Annotated in this window: 15 protein-coding genes; 13 read left to right on the plus strand and 2 right to left on the minus strand. The window is 58.4% G+C overall.

Annotated elements, in window-relative coordinates:
- The first annotated feature begins 37 nt into the window (after nt 1-37).
- Nucleotides 38-3,604, plus strand: a complete 3,567-nt coding sequence (locus tag VFQ24_15910; GenBank protein ID HET9179840.1) for an FG-GAP-like repeat-containing protein — start codon at nt 38-40, stop codon at nt 3,602-3,604.
- Nucleotides 3,605-3,717: 113 nt separating this feature from the next.
- On the opposite strand, the gene VFQ24_15915 is transcribed toward VFQ24_15910, so the two are convergent.
- Both VFQ24_15915 and VFQ24_15920 read right to left on the minus strand, forming a co-directional pair.
- Nucleotides 3,718-3,975, minus strand: coding sequence for a hypothetical protein (locus VFQ24_15915; protein ID HET9179841.1), 258 nt, complete (start codon nt 3,973-3,975; stop codon nt 3,718-3,720).
- Between the two features lie 233 nt (nt 3,976-4,208).
- Entirely contained in the window at nt 4,209-5,150 is a 942-nt protein-coding gene (locus tag VFQ24_15920; protein ID HET9179842.1) for a FliA/WhiG family RNA polymerase sigma factor, read from the minus strand.
- 1,056 nt (nt 5,151-6,206) lie between these two features.
- On the opposite strand from VFQ24_15920, the gene VFQ24_15925 reads away from it, so the two are divergent.
- From VFQ24_15925 to VFQ24_15980, 12 genes are read left to right on the plus strand one after another with little or no spacing between them, the layout of a single operon-like run.
- Complete coding sequence (locus tag VFQ24_15925) at nt 6,207-6,857, plus strand: cytochrome c3 family protein (GenBank protein ID HET9179843.1); 651 nt, start codon at nt 6,207-6,209, stop codon at nt 6,855-6,857.
- A gap of 22 nt (nt 6,858-6,879) precedes the next feature.
- A complete protein-coding gene (locus tag VFQ24_15930) occupies nt 6,880-9,945 on the plus strand; it encodes a TAT-variant-translocated molybdopterin oxidoreductase (GenBank protein HET9179844.1) in 3,066 nt (1,021 codons plus the stop codon).
- Entirely contained in the window at nt 9,935-11,323 is a 1,389-nt protein-coding gene (gene nrfD, locus VFQ24_15935; protein ID HET9179845.1) for an NrfD/PsrC family molybdoenzyme membrane anchor subunit, read from the plus strand. Before VFQ24_15930 ends, nrfD begins: the two co-directional genes overlap by 11 nt.
- Nucleotides 11,324-11,863, plus strand: a complete 540-nt coding sequence (locus tag VFQ24_15940) for a DUF3341 domain-containing protein (GenBank protein ID HET9179846.1) — start codon at nt 11,324-11,326, stop codon at nt 11,861-11,863.
- Nucleotides 11,853-12,518, plus strand: a complete 666-nt coding sequence (locus VFQ24_15945; protein HET9179847.1) for a cytochrome c — start codon at nt 11,853-11,855, stop codon at nt 12,516-12,518. The genes VFQ24_15940 and VFQ24_15945 overlap by 11 nt, the downstream gene beginning before the upstream one ends.
- Nucleotides 12,515-13,687 (plus strand): hypothetical protein, encoded by a 1,173-nt coding sequence (locus VFQ24_15950; GenBank protein ID HET9179848.1) that lies wholly within the window; start codon nt 12,515-12,517, stop codon nt 13,685-13,687. Before VFQ24_15945 ends, VFQ24_15950 begins: the two co-directional genes overlap by 4 nt.
- A gap of 14 nt (nt 13,688-13,701) precedes the next feature.
- The gene (locus VFQ24_15955) at nt 13,702-14,169 is read left to right on the plus strand and encodes a hypothetical protein (GenBank protein HET9179849.1); all 468 of its coding nucleotides are present in this window, start codon (nt 13,702-13,704) and stop codon (nt 14,167-14,169) included.
- Between the two features lie 52 nt (nt 14,170-14,221).
- Complete coding sequence (locus tag VFQ24_15960; protein ID HET9179850.1) at nt 14,222-15,199, plus strand: SCO family protein; 978 nt, start codon at nt 14,222-14,224, stop codon at nt 15,197-15,199.
- Between the two features lie 52 nt (nt 15,200-15,251).
- On the plus strand, nt 15,252-16,202 hold the full coding sequence (gene coxB / locus VFQ24_15965) for a cytochrome c oxidase subunit II (GenBank protein ID HET9179851.1): 951 nt from the start codon (nt 15,252-15,254) through the stop codon (nt 16,200-16,202).
- Nucleotides 16,199-17,827 carry a cytochrome c oxidase subunit I gene (ctaD, locus tag VFQ24_15970; protein ID HET9179852.1) on the plus strand — a complete coding sequence of 543 codons (1,629 nt, stop codon included), beginning with the start codon at nt 16,199-16,201 and terminating at the stop codon, nt 17,825-17,827. Before coxB ends, ctaD begins: the two co-directional genes overlap by 4 nt.
- Nucleotides 17,787-18,470 carry a cytochrome c oxidase subunit 3 family protein gene (locus VFQ24_15975; protein HET9179853.1) on the plus strand — a complete coding sequence of 228 codons (684 nt, stop codon included), beginning with the start codon at nt 17,787-17,789 and terminating at the stop codon, nt 18,468-18,470. Before ctaD ends, VFQ24_15975 begins: the two co-directional genes overlap by 41 nt.
- Nucleotides 18,470-18,811, plus strand: coding sequence for a cytochrome C oxidase subunit IV family protein (locus VFQ24_15980; GenBank protein ID HET9179854.1), 342 nt, complete (start codon nt 18,470-18,472; stop codon nt 18,809-18,811). Before VFQ24_15975 ends, VFQ24_15980 begins: the two co-directional genes overlap by 1 nt.
- Nucleotides 18,812-18,823: the final 12 nt, after the last annotated feature.

The raw sequence follows: 18,823 nt of genomic DNA on the forward strand, positions 1-18,823 counted from the left end.
CCTTGCGGGTCAATTGACATCCGTGATTGGGAGTAAGATGAATCAGTCTTGGAAAAAAGTCGTCCTCATTTCGGGCGCGATTGTTGCCGCTGCGCTCGTTCCCTTCCTCGCCATCCAGCGAGAGTCCGATGCCCATCCGGGAAACGGCACCGCTGCCGCGCAGCCACCTACCGCATGGTCCATGGCGCAAGCCAAGGCGCCGGATGCCGCAACCCTTCAGACCTGGCGCAACGTGGGCAAGGCGTACTACGAGCAGGGCAAATATCCGCAGGCGGCGGACGAATTTCAGAAGGTGGTCAAGTCGGGCCATGCTGTCGCCACGGACTATCTTGACCTGGGCCTCGCCTACACGCAGGCGAACGACCTCAACCCGGCGCTTTCGGCGCTCACCACTGCCAAGCAGATGGCGCCCACGCTGGTTGCCGTTGACTACAACCTGGGGATTCTGGACAAGCGCGAGCTGCATTACGGGCCGGCCGAAGAAGCTTTCAGGAAAGTCCTTGCCGCTGATCCTGACGATCCGGCCACACTGTTCAACCTGGGCACCGTCTATTTTGCCGAACGCAAGCTCGGGCCTGCGCTCGACGTCCACGAGCGGCTGAATAAGATAGGCTTTGAGCGCGGCCAGAATTTTTATGTCGCTTCCCTGTTCCGCACTTTCACCATCCTGGTCCGGATGGGCCGCCGGGATGAAGCGCAGAAGGTGCTCAAGCTTCACCAGGAATACAGCGATAAGGTGCCCGGCATTTCTCTCCAGAGTCCGGCCCTCGAAAAAGGCAAGTACGGAGCTGTGCTGGTTCCGGCTGCGCCGCCGGTGCAGGTGGCGGGCGGGGCTGCCGCGCGTCCTGTCGATTTCCGCGAGATCACTTCGCAACTGGATATCTCTACGCGCGGCGGAGGGGAGGCCGAAAGCGGAGATTCAGCCGAAATCAAGGCGGCGGATTACTCGCCGGACTTTGCTCAATCGAAGCTCCTGCCGCTGCTCGGCGCCTCGATTGCCGTCGGGGACTATGACGGCGACTCGCATCCCGATCTTTACCTCGTGAATCCCGCTGGCCGCAACCAGCTATTCCACAACAGCGGCACAGGAACCTTCACTGACGTTACGGCGAAGGCCGGAGTGGAAGGGCCGGGGCATTCCGTTTCCGCCACTTTTGCCGATTATGACAACAGCGGCAACCTCAGCCTGTTTGTGGCCGGCCTGGGCGGCGTCCACCTCTACAAGAACGACGGAAAAGGGACGTTTACGGATGTTACGGAGAAGGCGGGATTGAAGCCCCAGCCGGGCGAGGTGGATACGCGCGCGCTGCTGTTTGATGCCGACAATGACGGCCTGCTCGACCTTGTCGTCACATCCTACACCAACCTGAACGACCCGCCTCATGAGGCGAGCTTCCGCTTTCCTGACAACTTCCCACCCGCAGCCATCCACTTTTACCGCAACAACGGCAATGGGACCTTCACCGACATCACCGAGGCGACGGGCCTCGGAGACGTCCGGGGCCGTTTTCGCAGCGCGTTGTTTGCCGACTTCGACGGCAACACTTATCCCGACCTCGTTTTTTTCCGCGATGACGGTCCGCCGGTGCTCTTTGAAAACCTCGGGGGCGACAAATTTCAGGACCGGTCTCGCGAGGCGGGCGCGGCCTTCAGCAGGCTCACCGCCATTGGCGGCGCTGTCGCCGATTTCGACCACGACGGCAGGTTCGATCTTGCACTCTGGACCACGGACGGCTGCGAAGTTCTCAGGAACAATGGCAACGCCAGATTCACGCCCTTTCCGGACCTCCCGGCCATCAAGCCGCCTGCTCCTTTGCTGGCTTTCCGGGGACTCGCCGCCGACATCGACGGCAACAGCTATGTAGATCTGCTGGTGGCCGACTCTGCTGGAAAACTGCACCTGCTGGCCAACCGCCTGGGGCGCTTCCACGAGGAAGCCACCCACCTGCCGATCAGCAACTCCGCCAAGCTCGCCTCGCTGGGCGCTACCTGGATTGGCAAACCCGGCGTGCTCGATCTGGTCGGCACTACCCGCAGCGGAACGCTGGCCGCGTGGGCCAAGGCGGGACTTCCCGAACACTGGCTGGAAATCAGCATGGAGGGTTCAAAGAGCAACAAGCAGGGCGTGGGATCGGAAATCGAGCTGAAGCAGGGAAACTTTTATGACAAGGTGCTGATCAGCAGCGGCCCGGCGTATGTCTACACCGGAAACCTCGCAAAGCTGGATGTGGTGCGGGCAACCTGGCCGACCCAGATTGTCCAAAATAATCTTGCCGTCGCCACCGATTCACCCATTCGCTTCCGCGAGTCGGAGCGCCTGGCGAGTTCCTGCCCCATGCTCTACGCATGGAACGGCAGGCAGTTCGTTTTTGTGACGGACATCCTCGGCGTGGGTCCGCTGGGCGAGCTGGCGCCCGACGGCACGCGGACCAAGCCCTATTCGCGCGAGTTCATTCGGCTGCCGGACACTTTCGAACCGCGCGATGGAAGCTACGAATTCCAGATGACGGATGAGCTGCGGGAGGTTGATTATTTTGACCGGCTGCACCTCGTGGCCGTGGACCATCCTGCCGGCGAAAAGATTTATGCCAATGAAATCTACGCTTCCACGCCATCGGAGCCCCGGCTTTATGCCGTTCGCGGCGAGCAGTTGCCGGTGTCGGCTGTGGATGACCACGGCAACAATGTTTTGCCGCTCCTCACCAAAGCCGACCATCGCTACCCTCACGGCTTTGAGCGCCTGCGCATTCCGGGCATGGCCAAACTGCACTCCTTGACGCTCGACCTCGGCCATCTTCCCCAAGCCGGGCGCGTCTCGCTGTGGCTGACAGGATGGGTTTTCTGGACCGACTCGAACGGATCGAGAGCGCTGATGCACGACCCCTCGACGCCCATGGTCTCGCCGTACGTGCAGGTGCGCGACAGGCAGGGGAAGTGGGTCACCGTCATTCCCGATATGGGCCTGCCCAGCGGAACCAACCGCACCATGCGCGTTGACCTGACGGGTAAATTTCTCTCAGCCGACCATCACCTGCGCATCGTCACCAACCTCTGCGTTTACTGGGACCGCATCTTCTTCACCCGCAACGACCGCGTCGTACAGCCGGACCGCGCGATCGGACCCCAATATGCCGATCTCCATTATCGCGGCTTTTCTACGCCTGTCACCGATCCGAGGCACGTTCGCCCGGACCATTACGAATACGCTTCGCTGATGGACCGCGCGCCGTGGAACCCCATGCGCGGCTTTTATACGCGTTACGGCAGTGTCGAGAAGCTGGTGGGCCAGGCGGACAATCAACTGGTGGTGATGTCCACTGGAGATGAGATGACGGTGCGCTTCAGCGCGGGAGGATTTCCTCCGCTGCGGCAGGGATGGGCGCGGTCACTGTTCCTCGATGCCACCGGCTACGCGAAGGACGGCGAACCCAACACGGCTTATGCGGCCACGGTCGCCCCGCTTCCCTTCCATGCCATGACGAATTATCCGCCCGGCGCTCGGGACCGCGCTCCGGATGATGCGGGCTATCGCGACTATCTGAGGAACTACCAGACACGGCCGTCGTACCAGTTGATTCCGTCGCTGGCGCCGCCGGTGAATTGACGCAAGGCAGAAGGAGAGCCAGCCAGGTTTGCTGTGTGAGAAGAACCGCGGGCCTCGAAACCGAAGCTCCGCGCTACCCCGGCTCCCTTCTCTCTTGCAGCAAAGCCTGCCGCTTACTGGACGCGACTCGGGGACTCCGCAGCCGTAAGAGCCGCAGCGGGCGCTAACAGGCCCAGGCCCTGCAGAAGGAAGATGGTCCGCTGGGCGGCGTCACGCCAGACCAACTGGCAGCTTTCTCCCTGGCAGTTCTGGACGTATACGTCGCCTCCCGAATACTCCAGGCTGCAATTCTTGAATATGCAATTGACAAACACGCCATCATCGAGGATGACGTGCTGATTCTCAAATGTTCTATCTTCGTATCGAGTCATACTCGCGCACAAGGTCCTTTATCGGAGCATTTGGGAATTTCAGGTCTTGCCGCCGCCCCCCTTTGCGGCCTCAAGAAAGCATCTGTAGTGGTTCTGATGGGAGCCTACCATTTGCTGATGCCCGACGCAATCGTTCAGAGATGTACATCGACTCGCCGATGACGTTTCCCTCAAGTACCATTCAGCTTGGCGGGGCGCGGCCCCATCTCAGAAACAGATCGGCAGGAAACGCTTCAGACGCCAGGTCCTGCGGCATCGGTGGAAGGCGCAGGCCAAGGCCCCGGCGCGGGCCGGCGGGATCCCCGGCCATCCGGCCGCAGGCATGCCCGATCAGCCACCCTGCTGCGGAGTCTCGATATGGCGCCCGAGTGCAGTTGCGAAACCCGCGATTCGTCGATGCCAAGCCGGCAGCCAATCTGCTTCATGGTCAGCGCCTTTTTGTAGTAGAGCGCGATAATGGAGCGCTCGCGTTCGCTCAGGCAGCGGAGCGCGCGGGAAAGCAAATCTCTCTGTTCGCGGCGGTAACACAGCTCGAAGGGGCTGGCATCCTGCGAGGCTGGCAGGTCCTCTTCGTTCACACGCCTGCTGCTGTCCGGCAGAAAGCGGGCGTTGGTACCTTCAAAACCAAGCCGCTGCAACTCCGCCGCCCGTTCATGCCAGCGCTCGAGGCCCATACCCATCGCGCTGGCCATCTCTGCCGCTTCCGGCGCGCGCCCCAGACTGCGTTCAAGGGTCTGGCAGGTGGATTCGACTTTCTTGACCCTGCGCCGCATGTCACGCGAGGCGTAATCCTGGTCTCGCAGCGAATCGAGCATGGCCCCACGGATGCGATAGCGCGCGTAACTTTCGATCGATGGTCCCCTGGCAGGATCAAATTTGCGCACAGCGTCGATCAATCCCACCGTCCCGTCGCTGACAAGGTCGTCAAGCTCGACGTGCGCCGGCAGACGGCCGCGCAACTGAAAGGCAATCCGCTTGACCAGCGGCGCCAGCTTCACCACGAGGTCGTTGGCGCTACTCCCATCGTGGGCCGGCCCGCGTTTCTGTTCCGGGCGCGGATTGCCGGTGGAACACATCCTGCCGCCGCCAGGGTTGCCAGCGGAACGCCGGCGGCGCTCGCGCCCATCGTAGTGATGTTCATCAGGGTTTCGAGATATGCCAGGTTGGATTGCCACTTCAACACCTCCTTAAAATTCGTCTCCGTCGCAGATGGAGCAAGGCTGTCAGCAGGGCTGGAAGCCGTTTCAAGCCTCCGGCAGCCTGGCACCGCCGCGCACGTCAAGCCGTTAATGCACGGAGCGGGCCAACTCGGCTTCGAGGCTGGAAAAATGTGCCGCCCAACCCTTGTGCCAAGTGCGATCACGCGGACAGGTCCGCGACCATGCGAGCAGCAAACTGGCCGGCGCTTTTCAGAATGCCGGAAACAAGATACTCGTGTTTGTCCCGCTTTTTCAGACGCTTAGGGAATCTATAGCCTGGCCTTTCGCCTGCGATAACAGCGTCGCGTCAGTTGAGGCCATGGCAGCATCAAGAGGCGCTCGAAAAAATTACGCCCGGGCAGTGCGAGGCCCGATTGGGAGCAGCGGTCAACACGATCAAAGGGCTGATTCTTCTCAATTCGGGAAGGCTCGAGGCCCGTGATGAACGATGGTTCGAAGGCGGTGCTTAAGAGAAGTTTCATGAGAACATCCTAGGGAATCGCAGCCGGGATGAAGGGCGGCGAAGTTGGCGCGGATTGGCGGCCGGGCTGAATTCCAAATCAGAACAGTTTCCCGATTTGGGAATCGGCCGATAAAACTTCTTGCCGCATTGCGAGGATCGTCACCGATACCCACACGGGAAGCTGGCGGGCGCGGACACCCCTTCACGAGGTGGTGAGGCAACAAAGGGTCTCAGGTGATTTGCAACCGGGAAGGAGCTCGGGTCGCAAAGTCGACGCCGGACAAATTTAATTTCCATGAATCAGCGCCAGCGCGCCTGATGATACGGCATCATGAAGATTTGACGGACCGATCGAGGAGGTCCGGCGGGAATTTTTCGCGAGTCTTAAAAAACCCTTTTGCAAAATTTTTACACATCGTGTATATTTTCAGGTTTCATTGTGCTGTCAGGCGGATAGTAAACGCCACTGGGGCGCGGTCAAACCCATTAATGTGCAGAAGATTTAGAGGATGCTGACGCCTCGATAACCGCAGATTCGTACTCTGCAGGATGCATGTAAGGCTCTCAAAATGTCCCAAATCTTTCATCGCAGCATGAACGCCATTGCCAAAGCGTCGCTCTATGGCATCGTCATTCTTATTTGTGCGCTCGGCTACGGCATCTGGCAGGTCAACCAGTCGTCTTACTTCACGTACATCCAGCGTCCTATTCCGCAGCCGGTGCCTTTCAGCCACGAGCACCACACAGCGCAGCTTGGCATTGACTGCCGATACTGCCACACGTCGGTTGAAAATTCGTTCTATGCGGGTATTCCTCCCACGCACATCTGCATGTCCTGCCACTCGCAGCTTTGGACGAACGCCGACATGCTGGAGCCAGTGCGGGCGAGCTACCGCACCAATGATTCGATCCTGTGGAACAAGGTCAACGCCCTGCCGGACTTTGTCTTCTTCAACCACAGTATTCACATCAGCAAAGGAATTGGCTGCACGACGTGTCACGGGCAGCTTGGCAAGATGCCGATCACCTGGCGGGAAAATACCCTCTACATGAGGTGGTGCATCAACTGCCACAAGCATCCGGAGCGTTACGTCAGACCGAAGAAGGACGTATTCGATCCGATTTACACTCCGCCTGCCAACCAGATCGCCATGGGCAGGAAATTGGTGAAGCAGTATGAGATAAGGAGTCTGACAAGTTGCGAGACGTGTCACCGATAAACAGCGCACACAGGAACAACCAATGAAGGACAAGAACTTCATCGACCTCGCCTCAGTCCGGGCGGGTCTGGAAAATGGGGGCAGGAAACGCTTCTGGCGAAGCCTGGATCAATTGGCTGACACCGAAGAGTATCAGGAACTTGCGCGGCGCGAGTTCCCAACAAATCCTGTCAAACCTGCCGAATCCGGAGTCAGCCGGCGAAACATGCTGAAGCTGATGGCTGCTTCCGCCGGCCTCGCGGGATTGACGGCCTGCACAAAGCTTCCGATCGAACACATTGCGCCCTACGTTAGACCTTCCGAAGAGTTTGTTCCTGGCCACCCCTTGTTCTACGCCACCTCAATGCCTCGCCCCGAAGGAGGCGCTCTGGGCCTGTTGGTGAAGAGCGATATGGGCCGCCCCACCAAGGCGGAAGGTAATCCCGACCACCCGGCCAGCCTTGGCAGCACGGACGTTTTTGGCCAGGCATCGGTGCTCGACCTGTGGGACCCCGACCGTGCTCAGACGGTGTTGCACGAAGGCGCCATCACCAACTACAGCGAGTTTCTGGAATTACTGGGCCAGTTGCGAAGTATGTACCTGACCCGGAAGGGCGCAGGATTTCGAATCTTGACTGAGACGATTACGTCGCCAACGCTGGGCAGCCAACTGGCGTCGCTGACGGCGCAGTTCCCGGAAGCGAAGTGGCATCAGTACACGCCTGTGAACCGCCACGCGGAGCGGGAGGCCCTTCGGGCGGTGTATGGCGAACAGCTAAGCGCATACTACCGGTTTGACCAGGCTGATGTGGTGCTTGCGCTGGATTCCGATTTCCTGTGTTCGGGGCGGGCCGGCGTACGCTACACTCGCGACTTCGCTGACAAGCGCCGGGTCCGGGACACGCACAGTTCCATGAACCGTCTGTACGTGGTTGAATCGATGGCCACGATCACAGGCGCTGCGGCCGATCACCGGCTTCCGCTAAGGTCCAGCCAGGTTGAGGCTTTTGCCACGGCGTTGGCTGCGGCGGTGGGGGTGAAAGGAATAGATGCCGGCGCACAGGCCCCGGCCGGAGCTTCGGCGGGGTGGCTTGCCGGCGTGGCGCGCGATCTCCAGCGGCACGGCGGAGCCAGCATCGTTCTGGCCGGTGAGCATCAGCCGCCCATTGTCCATGCCCTGGCGCACGCCATCAACGCGGCGCTCGGCAACAACGGCAAAACGGTCATCCACACGGCCCCGATTGAAGCGCGGCCGGTCAACGAGATGGAATCCATCCGGGAACTCGCGGGCGACATGAATTCCGGTAAGGTCGAAACCCTGTTGATCATCGGCGGCAATCCGGTCTACAACGCTCCCGCCGATCTGGACTTTGAAAAGGCGCTCGATCGCGTCAGCCTCCGCCTGCGGCTGGGAATTTATAATGATGAAACGTCTTACCGCTGCCACTGGCTGGTTCCTCAGACCCATTTCCTGGAATCGTGGAGCGACGAACGCGCTTACGACGGTACGGCGTGCATCGTTCAGCCGCTGATTGCGCCGCTCTATGGCAACCATTCCCCGCATGAAATCCTGGGAGCGCTTCTCGGAGACCCTGGCCGCACTCCGCACGACTGGGTCCGCGGCTACTGGTCTGACCAGAAACTCACAACCTCCGTTGAGTACGAAACTTTCTGGGAGACCGCCCTCGAAAAAGGCGTGATCGCAGGGACCGCCTTCCCGGCCAGGACCGTGACCGCCAAGCCCGGCTTCGCCGCTGCCCTGGGCGGGCGCGCAAACGGCGGGAGCGCGGGCGCCGGTCCAATGGAGATTAGCTTCCGCCCCGACCCGACCGTCTGGGACGGCAGCTTCACCAATAATTCCTGGCTCCAGGAACTGCCCAAGCCGCTGACCACCATGACCTGGGACAACGCAGCCTTTATCAGCCTTGCCGCCGCCGAGCAACTGGGCGTCACGAATGGCGATGTGGTGGAGATCGCTTACGAGGGGCGCAAGCTTCGTCTCCCCGTCTGGATCCTTCCCGGCCACGCGGACGGCTGTGTGACGGTCAGCTTCGGCTACGGCCGCTCCCGCGCGGGCCACGTGGGCAATGGAACAGGATTCAACGCCTATTCCATCTGGACCTCCGATAAGCCCGGCTTCGGGCCGATTTCGCAGCCGCGGAAAACCGGCGAGCGTTACCATCTTGTGACCATGCAGCGCCACAACATTATCAACGCGGGCGGCCGCAAGCAGGAGGAGGAGAGCAAGAGCGCCTTCGAGCGTGAGCTGGTGCGGGTTGCAAGTCTCGACGAGTTTCGTTCAGACCCCGATTTTGCGGCGGACCCGGCCGAAGAAACGGTCCAGGCCCCCAACCTCTATCCCCAGTATGACTACAGCACGGGATATCAGTGGGCCATGGCGATTGATCTGAATAGCTGCGTGGGCTGCAATTCCTGCGTGATCGCCTGCTATGCCGAGAACAACATCGCGGTGGTTGGCAAAGACCAGGTGGACAAAGGGCGCATCATGCAGTGGATCCGGGTGGACACGTACTGGCGCGGCGGCCTCGAGAACCCGGAAACCTATCGTGTGGTGATGCCCTGTATGCACTGTGAAAATGCGCCTTGCGAATATGTGTGCCCGGTGGGGGCCACCGTGCACAGTCCCGAAGGGCTCAACCTGATGGTTTACAACCGCTGTGTCGGTACGCGCTACTGCTCGAACAACTGCCCCTACAAGGTGAGAAGGTTTAATTTTTATCTCTTTTCCGACTGGCAGACGCCCAGCCTTTACGGCGTGCGGAACCCGGACGTTTCGGTCCGCAGCCGCGGGGTGATGGAGAAATGCACTTACTGCGTGCAGCGCATCAAGGAAGCCGAAATCAGGACGCAGGAAGAAAATCGCACCATTCAGGACGGCGAAGTGGTTACCGCCTGTCAGCAGGCTTGCCCCACCCAGGCGATTATTTTCGGAAATAAGAACGATCCCAAGAGCAAAGTTGCAGCCCAGAAGGCGCAATCGAGGAACTACGTTTTGTTAGCCGATTTGAACATACGTCCACGGACCTCGTATCTGGCAACGCTGCGAAATCCGAATCCGGAGATCAAGGAGCAAGGGGATGTCCGTTAGAGAACCCGAAGACGTGGGTACCCTGGTCGTCCCGGGAAGCGACGTCCTTGCCCCCGGCCACACGTACGGGTCCGTCACCGACAAAATCAGCGCCATTGTCTTAACGCGGGGCACCGGCAACAAATATAAGGTGGGATTCGCGACCGCCGTGGCGCTCTTCATTGGGCTCAACATCGGCATCACGGTCCTGATGGCCTATGGCGTGGGCGTATGGGGCATCAACATTCCGGTGGGCTGGGGCTACGCCATCACGAATTTCGTCTGGTGGATCGGAATCGGCCACGCCGGCACGCTGATTTCAGCCTTTCTGTTGCTGATGCGCCAAAGATGGCGCACCTCCATCAACCGGTTTGCCGAGGCCATGACTCTGTTTGCCGTGGCCTGCGCGGGCATGTTTCCTCTGCTGCACATGGGCCGGCCGTGGCTTTTCTACTGGCTGCTTCCCTACCCGGACACGATGGGTGTCTGGCCGCAGTTCCGCAGTCCGCTGGTCTGGGACGTTTTTGCAGTTTCCACGTACGCGACCGTTTCCCTGCTGTTCTGGTATGTCGGGTTGATCCCCGATCTTGCGACGGTTCGGGACCGCGCCACCAAGCGGTTCAAGCAGATCATCTACGGAATTTTTGCCTTGGGCTGGAGAGGTTCGGCGCGCCACTGGGAGCGGTATGAAATGGCGGGCCTGCTGCTCGCGGGGATCGCAACGCCGCTGGTTGTTTCTGTCCACACTGTGGTGAGCTTCGACTTCACCATTGCCATCCTTCCAGGCTGGCACAGCACGATCTTCCCTCCCTATTTCGTTGCGGGCGCCATCTATTCCGGCTTCGCCATGGTGATTGCGCTGGCCGTGCCCTTGCGGAAATACTATGGCCTCGAAGACTTCCTCACCATCCGCCACCTGGACAACATGGGCAAGATCATGCTGGCCACGGGGCTGATTGTCGCCTACAGCTACGTTATGGAAACCTTCATGGCGTTTTACGGCGGCAACAAGTTTGACGTTTACATGATCATGAACAGGATGACCGGGCCTTACGCGACTGTTTACTGGGTGCTGATCGCCGTGAACCTCGTCATCCCGCAGTTGCTGTGGTCATCGCGCATCCGGCGCAACCCGCTCTACCTTTTCCTGCTGTCCTTCTCCGTGCAGACCGGCATGTGGATGGAACGCTACATGATTATCGTCACCGCCCTGCATCGCGATTTTGTCCCCTCGTCCTGGGGAATGTTCGTCCCGACGCGCTGGGATTGGATCGTCTTTGTCGGCACCATCGGCTTCTTCTTTACGCTCTTCTACCTTTTTATCCGCTTCCTTCCCATGATCTCGATCTTCGAAATGCGGGATCTGGTCCACAAGACCACAGAGGAGGCCACACCTTAAATGATCAGGATGAATTCCCTTTACGGACTGATGGCCGAGTTCATTTCGGCGGAGGAACTTCTGGAAGCGAGCAAGCTCGCCACCGAAGCCGGTTACAAGCGCCTGGATGCGTACTCGCCTTTCCCCATCGAAGGACTTGCTGAAGCCATCGGGGTCGAGAAGACCAGGCTGCCGATCATCGTTTTCTGTGGAGGCTTGTTCGGGTGCTGCGGGGGCTTCTTTCTGCAGTGGTGGCCCAACGTCATCGGATATCCGCTGAACATCGGCGGCAAGCCCTGGGACAGTTGGCCGGCCTTCATACCTATCACGTTCGAACTGACGATTCTGTGCGCTGCGTTGGCGACCACCTTCGGCATGATCGCGCTCAACGGTCTGCCCTCTCCTTATCATCCTGCGTTCAACGTCGAGCGATTTGCGCTGGCCAGCAAAGACCGGTTTTTCCTGCTGATCGAAGCGGAGGACCCCCATTTTGAACTGGAGCGGACACGGCAGTTTCTGAACGAACTCAATCCTCGCGAGGTATCGGAAGTTGAAAGCTAACAGGGGCCAGGCACAACACGTCATCAGGGCAGCCTCTTCTGCGTCCGTTCCGGGGGCCTTCCCCATCGACAGCCGCGCCCGAACGGCCCTGCAATGGACCGCTGTGGCGCTGCTCGCCGTTTTGATGACCGGATGCCGTCTGGATATGCACATTCAGCCGAAGTACAAAGGACTCGAGCCCAGCAGCTTCTTCAATGACGGGCGCTCAGAGCGGCCCGTGGTTCCTGGAACCGTGGCGAGAGGACAGTTAAGGACCGATGAGTTGTATTACACCGGCAAAATCAACGGCCAGGTGGCTGACGTCTTTCCATTTCCGATTACCCAGAAGGAACTCGAGCGCGGCCATGAGCGATTCAACGTCTACTGCGCCCCCTGCCACGATTACACGGGGTCCGGCAATGGGATGATCGTGCAAAGGGGCTTTCCACCGCCGCCTTCCTATCACATTGACCGCCTGATGAAGGCGCCGGTAGGCCATTTCTTTGATGTCATGACCAACGGTTACGGGACCATGTACAGCTATGCAGGGCGCGTTTCTCCCAGGGACCGCTGGTGCATCGCGGCCTATATTCGCGCCCTGCAACTGAGCCAGAACGCTCGCGTAAGCGATGTTCCGCCGCAAGAACTCACGAAACTTCAAGGATCGGCACAATGAACGGAGACACCCTCAAGCCCGGACTCGATCGCGCCCAGCGCTGGTCTCTCGCGGTCGGCGTGGTCGCTTCGGCGGCGTGCATATTCGCAGCCTTTTCCAACTGGACGGGGTTTCTTCGGGCCTATCTCGTCGGATATCTTCTCTGGTTGTTGGTGGCCGTAGGGTGCTTTGCAATCCTGATGCTCCACCATCTGGTGGGAGGCAAATGGGGATTTGTCATCCGGCGCACCCTCGAAGCCGCCACCCGGACCATTCCTTTGCTGGCCTTGCTGTTTATTCCCCTGCTGATCGGCCACCGGGATCCTCAGGTCTATCCGGCTGTCGCCGCAGGCTCCTTCAAGGCATTTTATCTCAGCACGCCATTTTATTACGGCCGGGCGATCCTTTACTTCGCCTGCTGGATCGGCTTTGCATACTTCCTGAACAAGTTCTCCAGGCGGCAGGACCTGGAGCCGGAGAGAACTTTTCTGCGGCAATTCAACAACCTCAGCGCTCCGGGACTGCTGATCTATTGCGCCACGATCAGTTGGGCGTCTTTCGATTGGGTGATGTCCCTCGAGCCCAAGTTTTTCTCGACGATCTTTGGCATGATTTTTATCATCATGCCGGTGCTGGCGGCGCTGTCGTTTACGATTATTGTCTCCATGGTTCTGGCGAAGCACAAGCCGCACGAAGGGGTCATTGATCCAAAGAATTTCAGAGATTTGGGTAATATCCTGCTGACCTTCGTGATGCTCTGGGCATACCTGTCTTTCTCTCAGTTTCTGATCATCTGGGCAGGCAACCTGCAGGACGAGAACTTCTGGTATACCGTTCGAGGCACCGGGGGATGGGCGTCGGTGGCGCTGTTCATCATCCTCTTCCACTTTGCGGTGCCTTTTGTCCTGCTCCTGAATCGGCCCGTCAAGCAGCACATGAGGGCCCTGGCTGCGGTGGGTAGCGGTCTGGTGGTGATGACCTGGATTGACCTCTACTGGTTCATCATGCCTGCCTTCTATCCGCTGGGGCCGCACATCCACTGGATTGATATTGTTGCGCCTTTCGGGGTGGGTGGATTGTGGCTGGCGTTCTTCATTCGCCAGCTTAAGGCCATGCCGCGTCTCCCCTTGAATGATCCTCGAATAACATCGCGCAGGGGCACAGTCAGCATGGCCCAACCGACGGTTTAAGGGAGTGGTTCAGCATGGATGAGAACACGACCCATTCTGAAAATCCGAAGCACCGGCACGAAACCCGCGAGGCTGTGCCGCGGTATATTCTGATTTTTGCGGCGGGCCTCGCCATAGCCGTCGTGGCTGGATTCCTGGTAAGCTGGGGGACCCTCGTCTACTTTAAGAATCACGAGAACTATGCTCCCCCGCAATCGTCGATATCACGTGGCCGCGTTCTGCCGCCTCCGGGCATGCCGCAACTTCAAACGCATCCCGTTGAGGACCTGGCCGGCTATCTGAAAGATCAACGCGGGGTTCTCGACTCCTATGGGTGGGTCGACCGGAAGGACGGCGTGGTTCGAATTCCAATACAACGTGCTATGACCATCCTGCTCCAGCGCGGCCTTCCGGTACGCAACAGCAAAACACCGAAGGGTGCGGTGCAGCCTGGGGAAGTGCAGCAGTACGAGGTCCCGCAGGGCTACATGCCGCAAAATTAGGGCAAACGCCGAAGCCGGTGGTCAGCAGGCTGCCAGAAAGTCAGGGTTTATTATGGCTGTAGAGTTTATTCAGGACAGGTCCGACGCCGCACGGCCTGGTCTGCGCGGCTGCCGGCCGGTAAAACTGGGCGTCATTTTCGCGCTGTGCCTGCTCATCGGCGCTGTGTACCCGTCCGTTGCAAGCGGACAAGTTTCTAAAATTCTTCAAGCCCGCGGATTTCAGGGTCCTCCGGAGGGAGGAGCTACTGCCCAGAATTCAAAGGTGGTGCCTCCCGAACTGAAAAACGTCGGCATTGACCAGCGCTTGAACAACCAGGTTCCCCTGGACCTCGTCTTCCGCGACGAGACCGGGAAGACGGTTCGCCTGGGCGACTATTTCGGCCAGAAACCCGTCATCGTCTCCCTGATTTATTTTAACTGCCCGCAGCTCTGCCCCATGGTGGAAAACGGACTTCTGGAGAGTCTCAGGGAGGTCCGGTTCAACATCGGCGATGAGTATAATGTGCTGACGGTCAGCTTTGATCCAAGGGACTCATCCAATCAGGCCTATGCGAAGAGGGCCACGTACCTTTCCATGTACAACCGCAAAGGCGCGGCCGCTGGATGGCACTTCCTGACTGGAGACGAAGGCTCGATCTCCGCGCTGACCAAAGCGCTGGGGTTTCGATATAATTACGATCCCAAAACCGAACAGTTCTCCCATGCCACGGCCATCGTCGTCTTAACGCCTCAGGGCAAGGTTTCGCAGTATCTTTACGGCATTCGATATCCGGCCGGCGCAGTCCGCCTGGCCCTGGTGGAAGCGTCACACGGAAAGATTGGAAATCCCGTCGATGCCATCCTGCTTTATTGCAGCCATTACGATGTGGCCCAGGGGAGATACAGCCTGATCATCTCCCGCGTCCTCTTTATTGGCGGTCTGGCAACCATAATTATTCTGGGCGTGTTGTTACTGGTCCTGTTTCGAAGCAAGCCCTCCAATCAGCGCGGGCAGCTCGCCGCACAGGAGTCTGTACGGGTCGGGAGGTAGAACAATATGTTTCGCGTGAGTGGGCCTGAACTGGAGAGGGTGAAAGAATAAAATGCCACAAGCTTTCCCGTTATTTCCGCAGCAGGCTTCGACCATTGCTCCAGCGGTTGACCACCTTTTTTATTTTCTGACGGCGGTGTCAGTTTTCTTCGGCACGCTCATCTTCCTGCTGATTTTCTATTTCGCTGTCAAATACCGCCGGCGCGCGAATGACGAGGCGCCGCCGAAAAATCAGGTCACTAACAATATTCCGCTTGAGGTCACCTGGACGGTCATTCCCATGATACTGGTCGCCATCATGTATTTCTGGGGCGCCAAAATTTTTGTCAGCAACGCAACACCGCCCAAGGATGCCACGGAAGTGTTCGTCATCGGAAAACAATGGATGTGGCATGTCGAACACACGAATGGGAAGCGCGAAATCAATGCCCTGCACATGCCGGTCGGAGTTCCGGTCAAGCTCACCATGACGTCCCAGGATGTCATCCATGACTTTTCCGTTCCCGCCTTCCGGATGAAGATGGACGTGGTGCCGGGCCGCTACACCACCGAATGGTTCGAAGCGACCAAACCGGGCAAATACCACCTGTTTTGCGATCAATATTGCGGGATGGGGCATTCTTTGATGGCGGGGTGGGTGTACGTCATGACCCAGGAAGATTACCAGAGGTGGCTCAACAGCGGGGTGACAGGCACTACCATGGTCGAAAAGGGCGAAACTCTCTATCATCAGTATGGGTGCATCACCTGCCATGGCACGGGAAAAGGTCCTGCGTTCGTAGGACTCTATGGCAAGCAGGTCAAGCTGTCGGACGGCCAGACGGTGTTGGCTGACGATGCCTATATTCGCCAGTCGATCCTGGACCCGAGCTCCCAGATTGTCAACGGATATCCAGCGATTATGCCCACGTTTAAAGGCCAGGTGACCGAAGAGCAGATCCTGCAGATCACGGCCTACATCAAATCGCTGGCATCAAAAGAAAGGAATTTGGGGACACCATGAGTAGCGCAGAAGTCGCGATTGAGCCGCGCATTCATTACCTGAATGTGGACTACGGCATTAAATCGTGGTTGCTAACCACAGACCACAAGCGGATTGCCTGGCTTTACCTGATGGCAATTACGTTCTTCTTTACCATCGGTGGTGTGGCGGCCACTCTGATGCGGCTGAATTTGCTTGAGCCGCAGGGCCTGCTGCTCGAGCCGGAAACCTACAACAAGCTGTTCAGCATCCACGGGATCATCATGGTCTTTTTCTTCCTGGTGCCCTCGATCCCTGCCGTGCTGGGCAACTTCCTGCTTCCCATGATGCTCGGCGCCCGCGACGTCGCTTTCCCCCGGTTGAACCTGTTGAGCTGGTACATCTTTATGACCGGCGGATCACTGATGGTGTACGCAGTGGTTGCCGGCGGCGTTGATACCGGCTGGACCTTTTATACGCCTTTGAGCAGCCTGTACCTCAACACCCATGTGATGGCCGCCGCTGGCGGCGTGTTTATTGCGGGCTTTTCGTCAATACTTACCGGCCTGAATTTTGTCGTAACCATTCACAAGATGCGCGCCCCCGGCCTGACCTGGTTCCGCCTGCCGCTCTTTGTCTGGTCCATGTATGCGGCCAGCATCATCTTTATCATCGGAACGCCGGTGGTCGCTATTTCCCTCGCCCTGATGGGTATCGAGCGGTTTTTCCATGTCGGTATCTTTGATCCCGCCCTTGGCGGAGATCCCGTCCTCTTCCAGCACCTTTTCTGGTTCTACTCCCATCCCGCCGTGTATGTCATGATTCTGCCGTCAATGGGAGTCATCAGTGAGCTGATCCCCACCTTTTCGAAGAAGAAGATCTTCGGCTACCATTTCGTTGCCTTTTCGAGCATCGCAATCGCCGCGATCGGTTTCCTGGTGTGGGGACACCACATGTTCGTCAGCGGCCAGTCCGTCTATGCCGGCCTGGTGTTCTCTGCCCTCAGCATGGCCGTGGCCATCCCATCCGCAATCAAGGTCTTCAACTGGACAGCGACCCTCTATAAAGGGTCCATTTCCTATGAAGCTCCAATGCTCTATGCGCTTGGTTTCATCGGGCTCTTTACCATCGGCGGGTTGACCGGCCTGTATCTGGCCAGCATGGGACTGGACCAGCACGTTCATGACACTTACTTCGTCATCGCGCATTTCCATTACATCATGGTCGGCGGCGCCGTCATGGGCTACCTGGGAGGGATCCACTACTGGTGGCCCAAAATGACCGGACGCCTGTACCCGGACGGGTGGGCAAGAGTTGCAGCCATCATCATCTTTGTTGGATTCAACCTCACCTTCTTCCCGCAATTCATCCTGGGCTACCTGGGCATGCCCCGCCGGTATGCAGTCTACCCGGCCGAGTTCCACACGCTGAACGTCGTCTCGACTGCCGGAGCTTCAATCCTTGGGCTTGGGTACATCATTCCCCTGATCTATCTGGCATGGTCCGCGCGCTACGGACCCATTGCAGGCCCCAACCCCTGGAAATCGACCGGCCTGGAGTGGACCACCTCCTCTCCACCCATCACGCATAATTTCGAGGAAACGCCGGTCGTCACCGAAGAGCCGTATGGGTATGATCGCCTCGCGGAGGGAATACCAGTTGCATAACACCCAAACCGCCGTTTACGAACAGTTTGATGACCGGACGCAACAACATGAGGCGTCAAGCCTCGGAATGTGGATATTCCTGGCCACGGAAATCATGTTCTTTGGGGCCGTCTTCACATCCTATACGGTCTATCGGAACCTATATACGACGGCTTTTGAGATTGGAAGCCATCACCTGAATACTCCCATCGGGGCCATCAACACGGCTGTTCTTATTTGCAGCAGCTTAACCATGGCCCTGGCGGTCCACGCAGCGCAGACCGGCAAACGCAAGCAACTCATGGCCTACCTTGTGTCAACCATGCTCCTGGGGTGCGTCTTCCTGTTTATAAAGTTCGTGCTGGAGTGGATCCACGATTACAAGGAAGGTTTCGCCCCCGGGCTGCATTGGACATATGCCGGCCCTCACACCAACCAGGTGGCCATGTTCTTTTGCTTTTACTTTATCCTCACCGGTATTCACGCAACCCACATGATTGTAGGCGAAGGAATCATGGTGGTCCTTCTCTATATGGCGTGGAAAGGAAGGTTTTCTGCCGAGCGGTACAACCCCATTGAGATGTTCGGACTTTATTGGCATTTCGTCGATATTATCTGGATATTTCTGTTCCCATTACTGTATTTACTTGGAGCACATTTCTAATGTCAGAACACATCGCGCCGCTGAAACTTTATGCCTTTGTCTTTATCACCCTCCTGATCCTCACCGTGGTGACATGGCAGATTGCGTACATCGATCTTGGCCGCTGGAATACCGTTGTCGCGCTGGTGATCGCCATCGGCAAAGCATCTTTGGTGGCTGCCTTCTTCATGCATCTCCGCTGGAGCGCCTCAATGGTCCGTCTGGTTTTGTTTGCAGCCCTCTTCTGGCTGGCTATTATGATCACGCTGACCGCCGGCGACTTCTTTTCGCGCGGCCATGTGCAGCCATGGCAGGCTTCGACCCAAATTTCGCAGCCCATGCGCTCTGCCACACTGCGCTAGAGCAGCAGGCAT

The sequence above is a fragment of the Terriglobia bacterium genome, from assembly GCA_035712365.1.
GTDB lineage: Bacteria > Acidobacteriota > Terriglobia > UBA7540 > UBA7540 > SCRD01.

Coding starts and splice junctions, on each gene's coding strand:
- VFQ24_15975 (HET9179853.1), top strand. CDS start 17,787: ATGGGTATGATCGCCTCGCGGAGGGAATACCAGTTGCATAACACCCAA.
- VFQ24_15930 (HET9179844.1), top strand. CDS start 6,880: ATGAAGGACAAGAACTTCATCGACCTCGCCTCAGTCCGGGCGGGTCTG.
- VFQ24_15960 (HET9179850.1), top strand. CDS start 14,222: ATGGCTGTAGAGTTTATTCAGGACAGGTCCGACGCCGCACGGCCTGGT.
- VFQ24_15915 (HET9179841.1), bottom strand. CDS start 3,975: ATGACTCGATACGAAGATAGAACATTTGAGAATCAGCACGTCATCCTC.
- VFQ24_15925 (HET9179843.1), top strand. CDS start 6,207: ATGTCCCAAATCTTTCATCGCAGCATGAACGCCATTGCCAAAGCGTCG.
- ctaD (HET9179852.1), top strand. CDS start 16,199: ATGAGTAGCGCAGAAGTCGCGATTGAGCCGCGCATTCATTACCTGAAT.
- VFQ24_15980 (HET9179854.1), top strand. CDS start 18,470: ATGTCAGAACACATCGCGCCGCTGAAACTTTATGCCTTTGTCTTTATC.
- VFQ24_15955 (HET9179849.1), top strand. CDS start 13,702: ATGGATGAGAACACGACCCATTCTGAAAATCCGAAGCACCGGCACGAA.
- coxB (HET9179851.1), top strand. CDS start 15,252: ATGCCACAAGCTTTCCCGTTATTTCCGCAGCAGGCTTCGACCATTGCT.
- VFQ24_15950 (HET9179848.1), top strand. CDS start 12,515: ATGAACGGAGACACCCTCAAGCCCGGACTCGATCGCGCCCAGCGCTGG.
- VFQ24_15910 (HET9179840.1), top strand. CDS start 38: ATGAATCAGTCTTGGAAAAAAGTCGTCCTCATTTCGGGCGCGATTGTT.
- nrfD (HET9179845.1), top strand. CDS start 9,935: ATGTCCGTTAGAGAACCCGAAGACGTGGGTACCCTGGTCGTCCCGGGA.
- VFQ24_15940 (HET9179846.1), top strand. CDS start 11,324: ATGATCAGGATGAATTCCCTTTACGGACTGATGGCCGAGTTCATTTCG.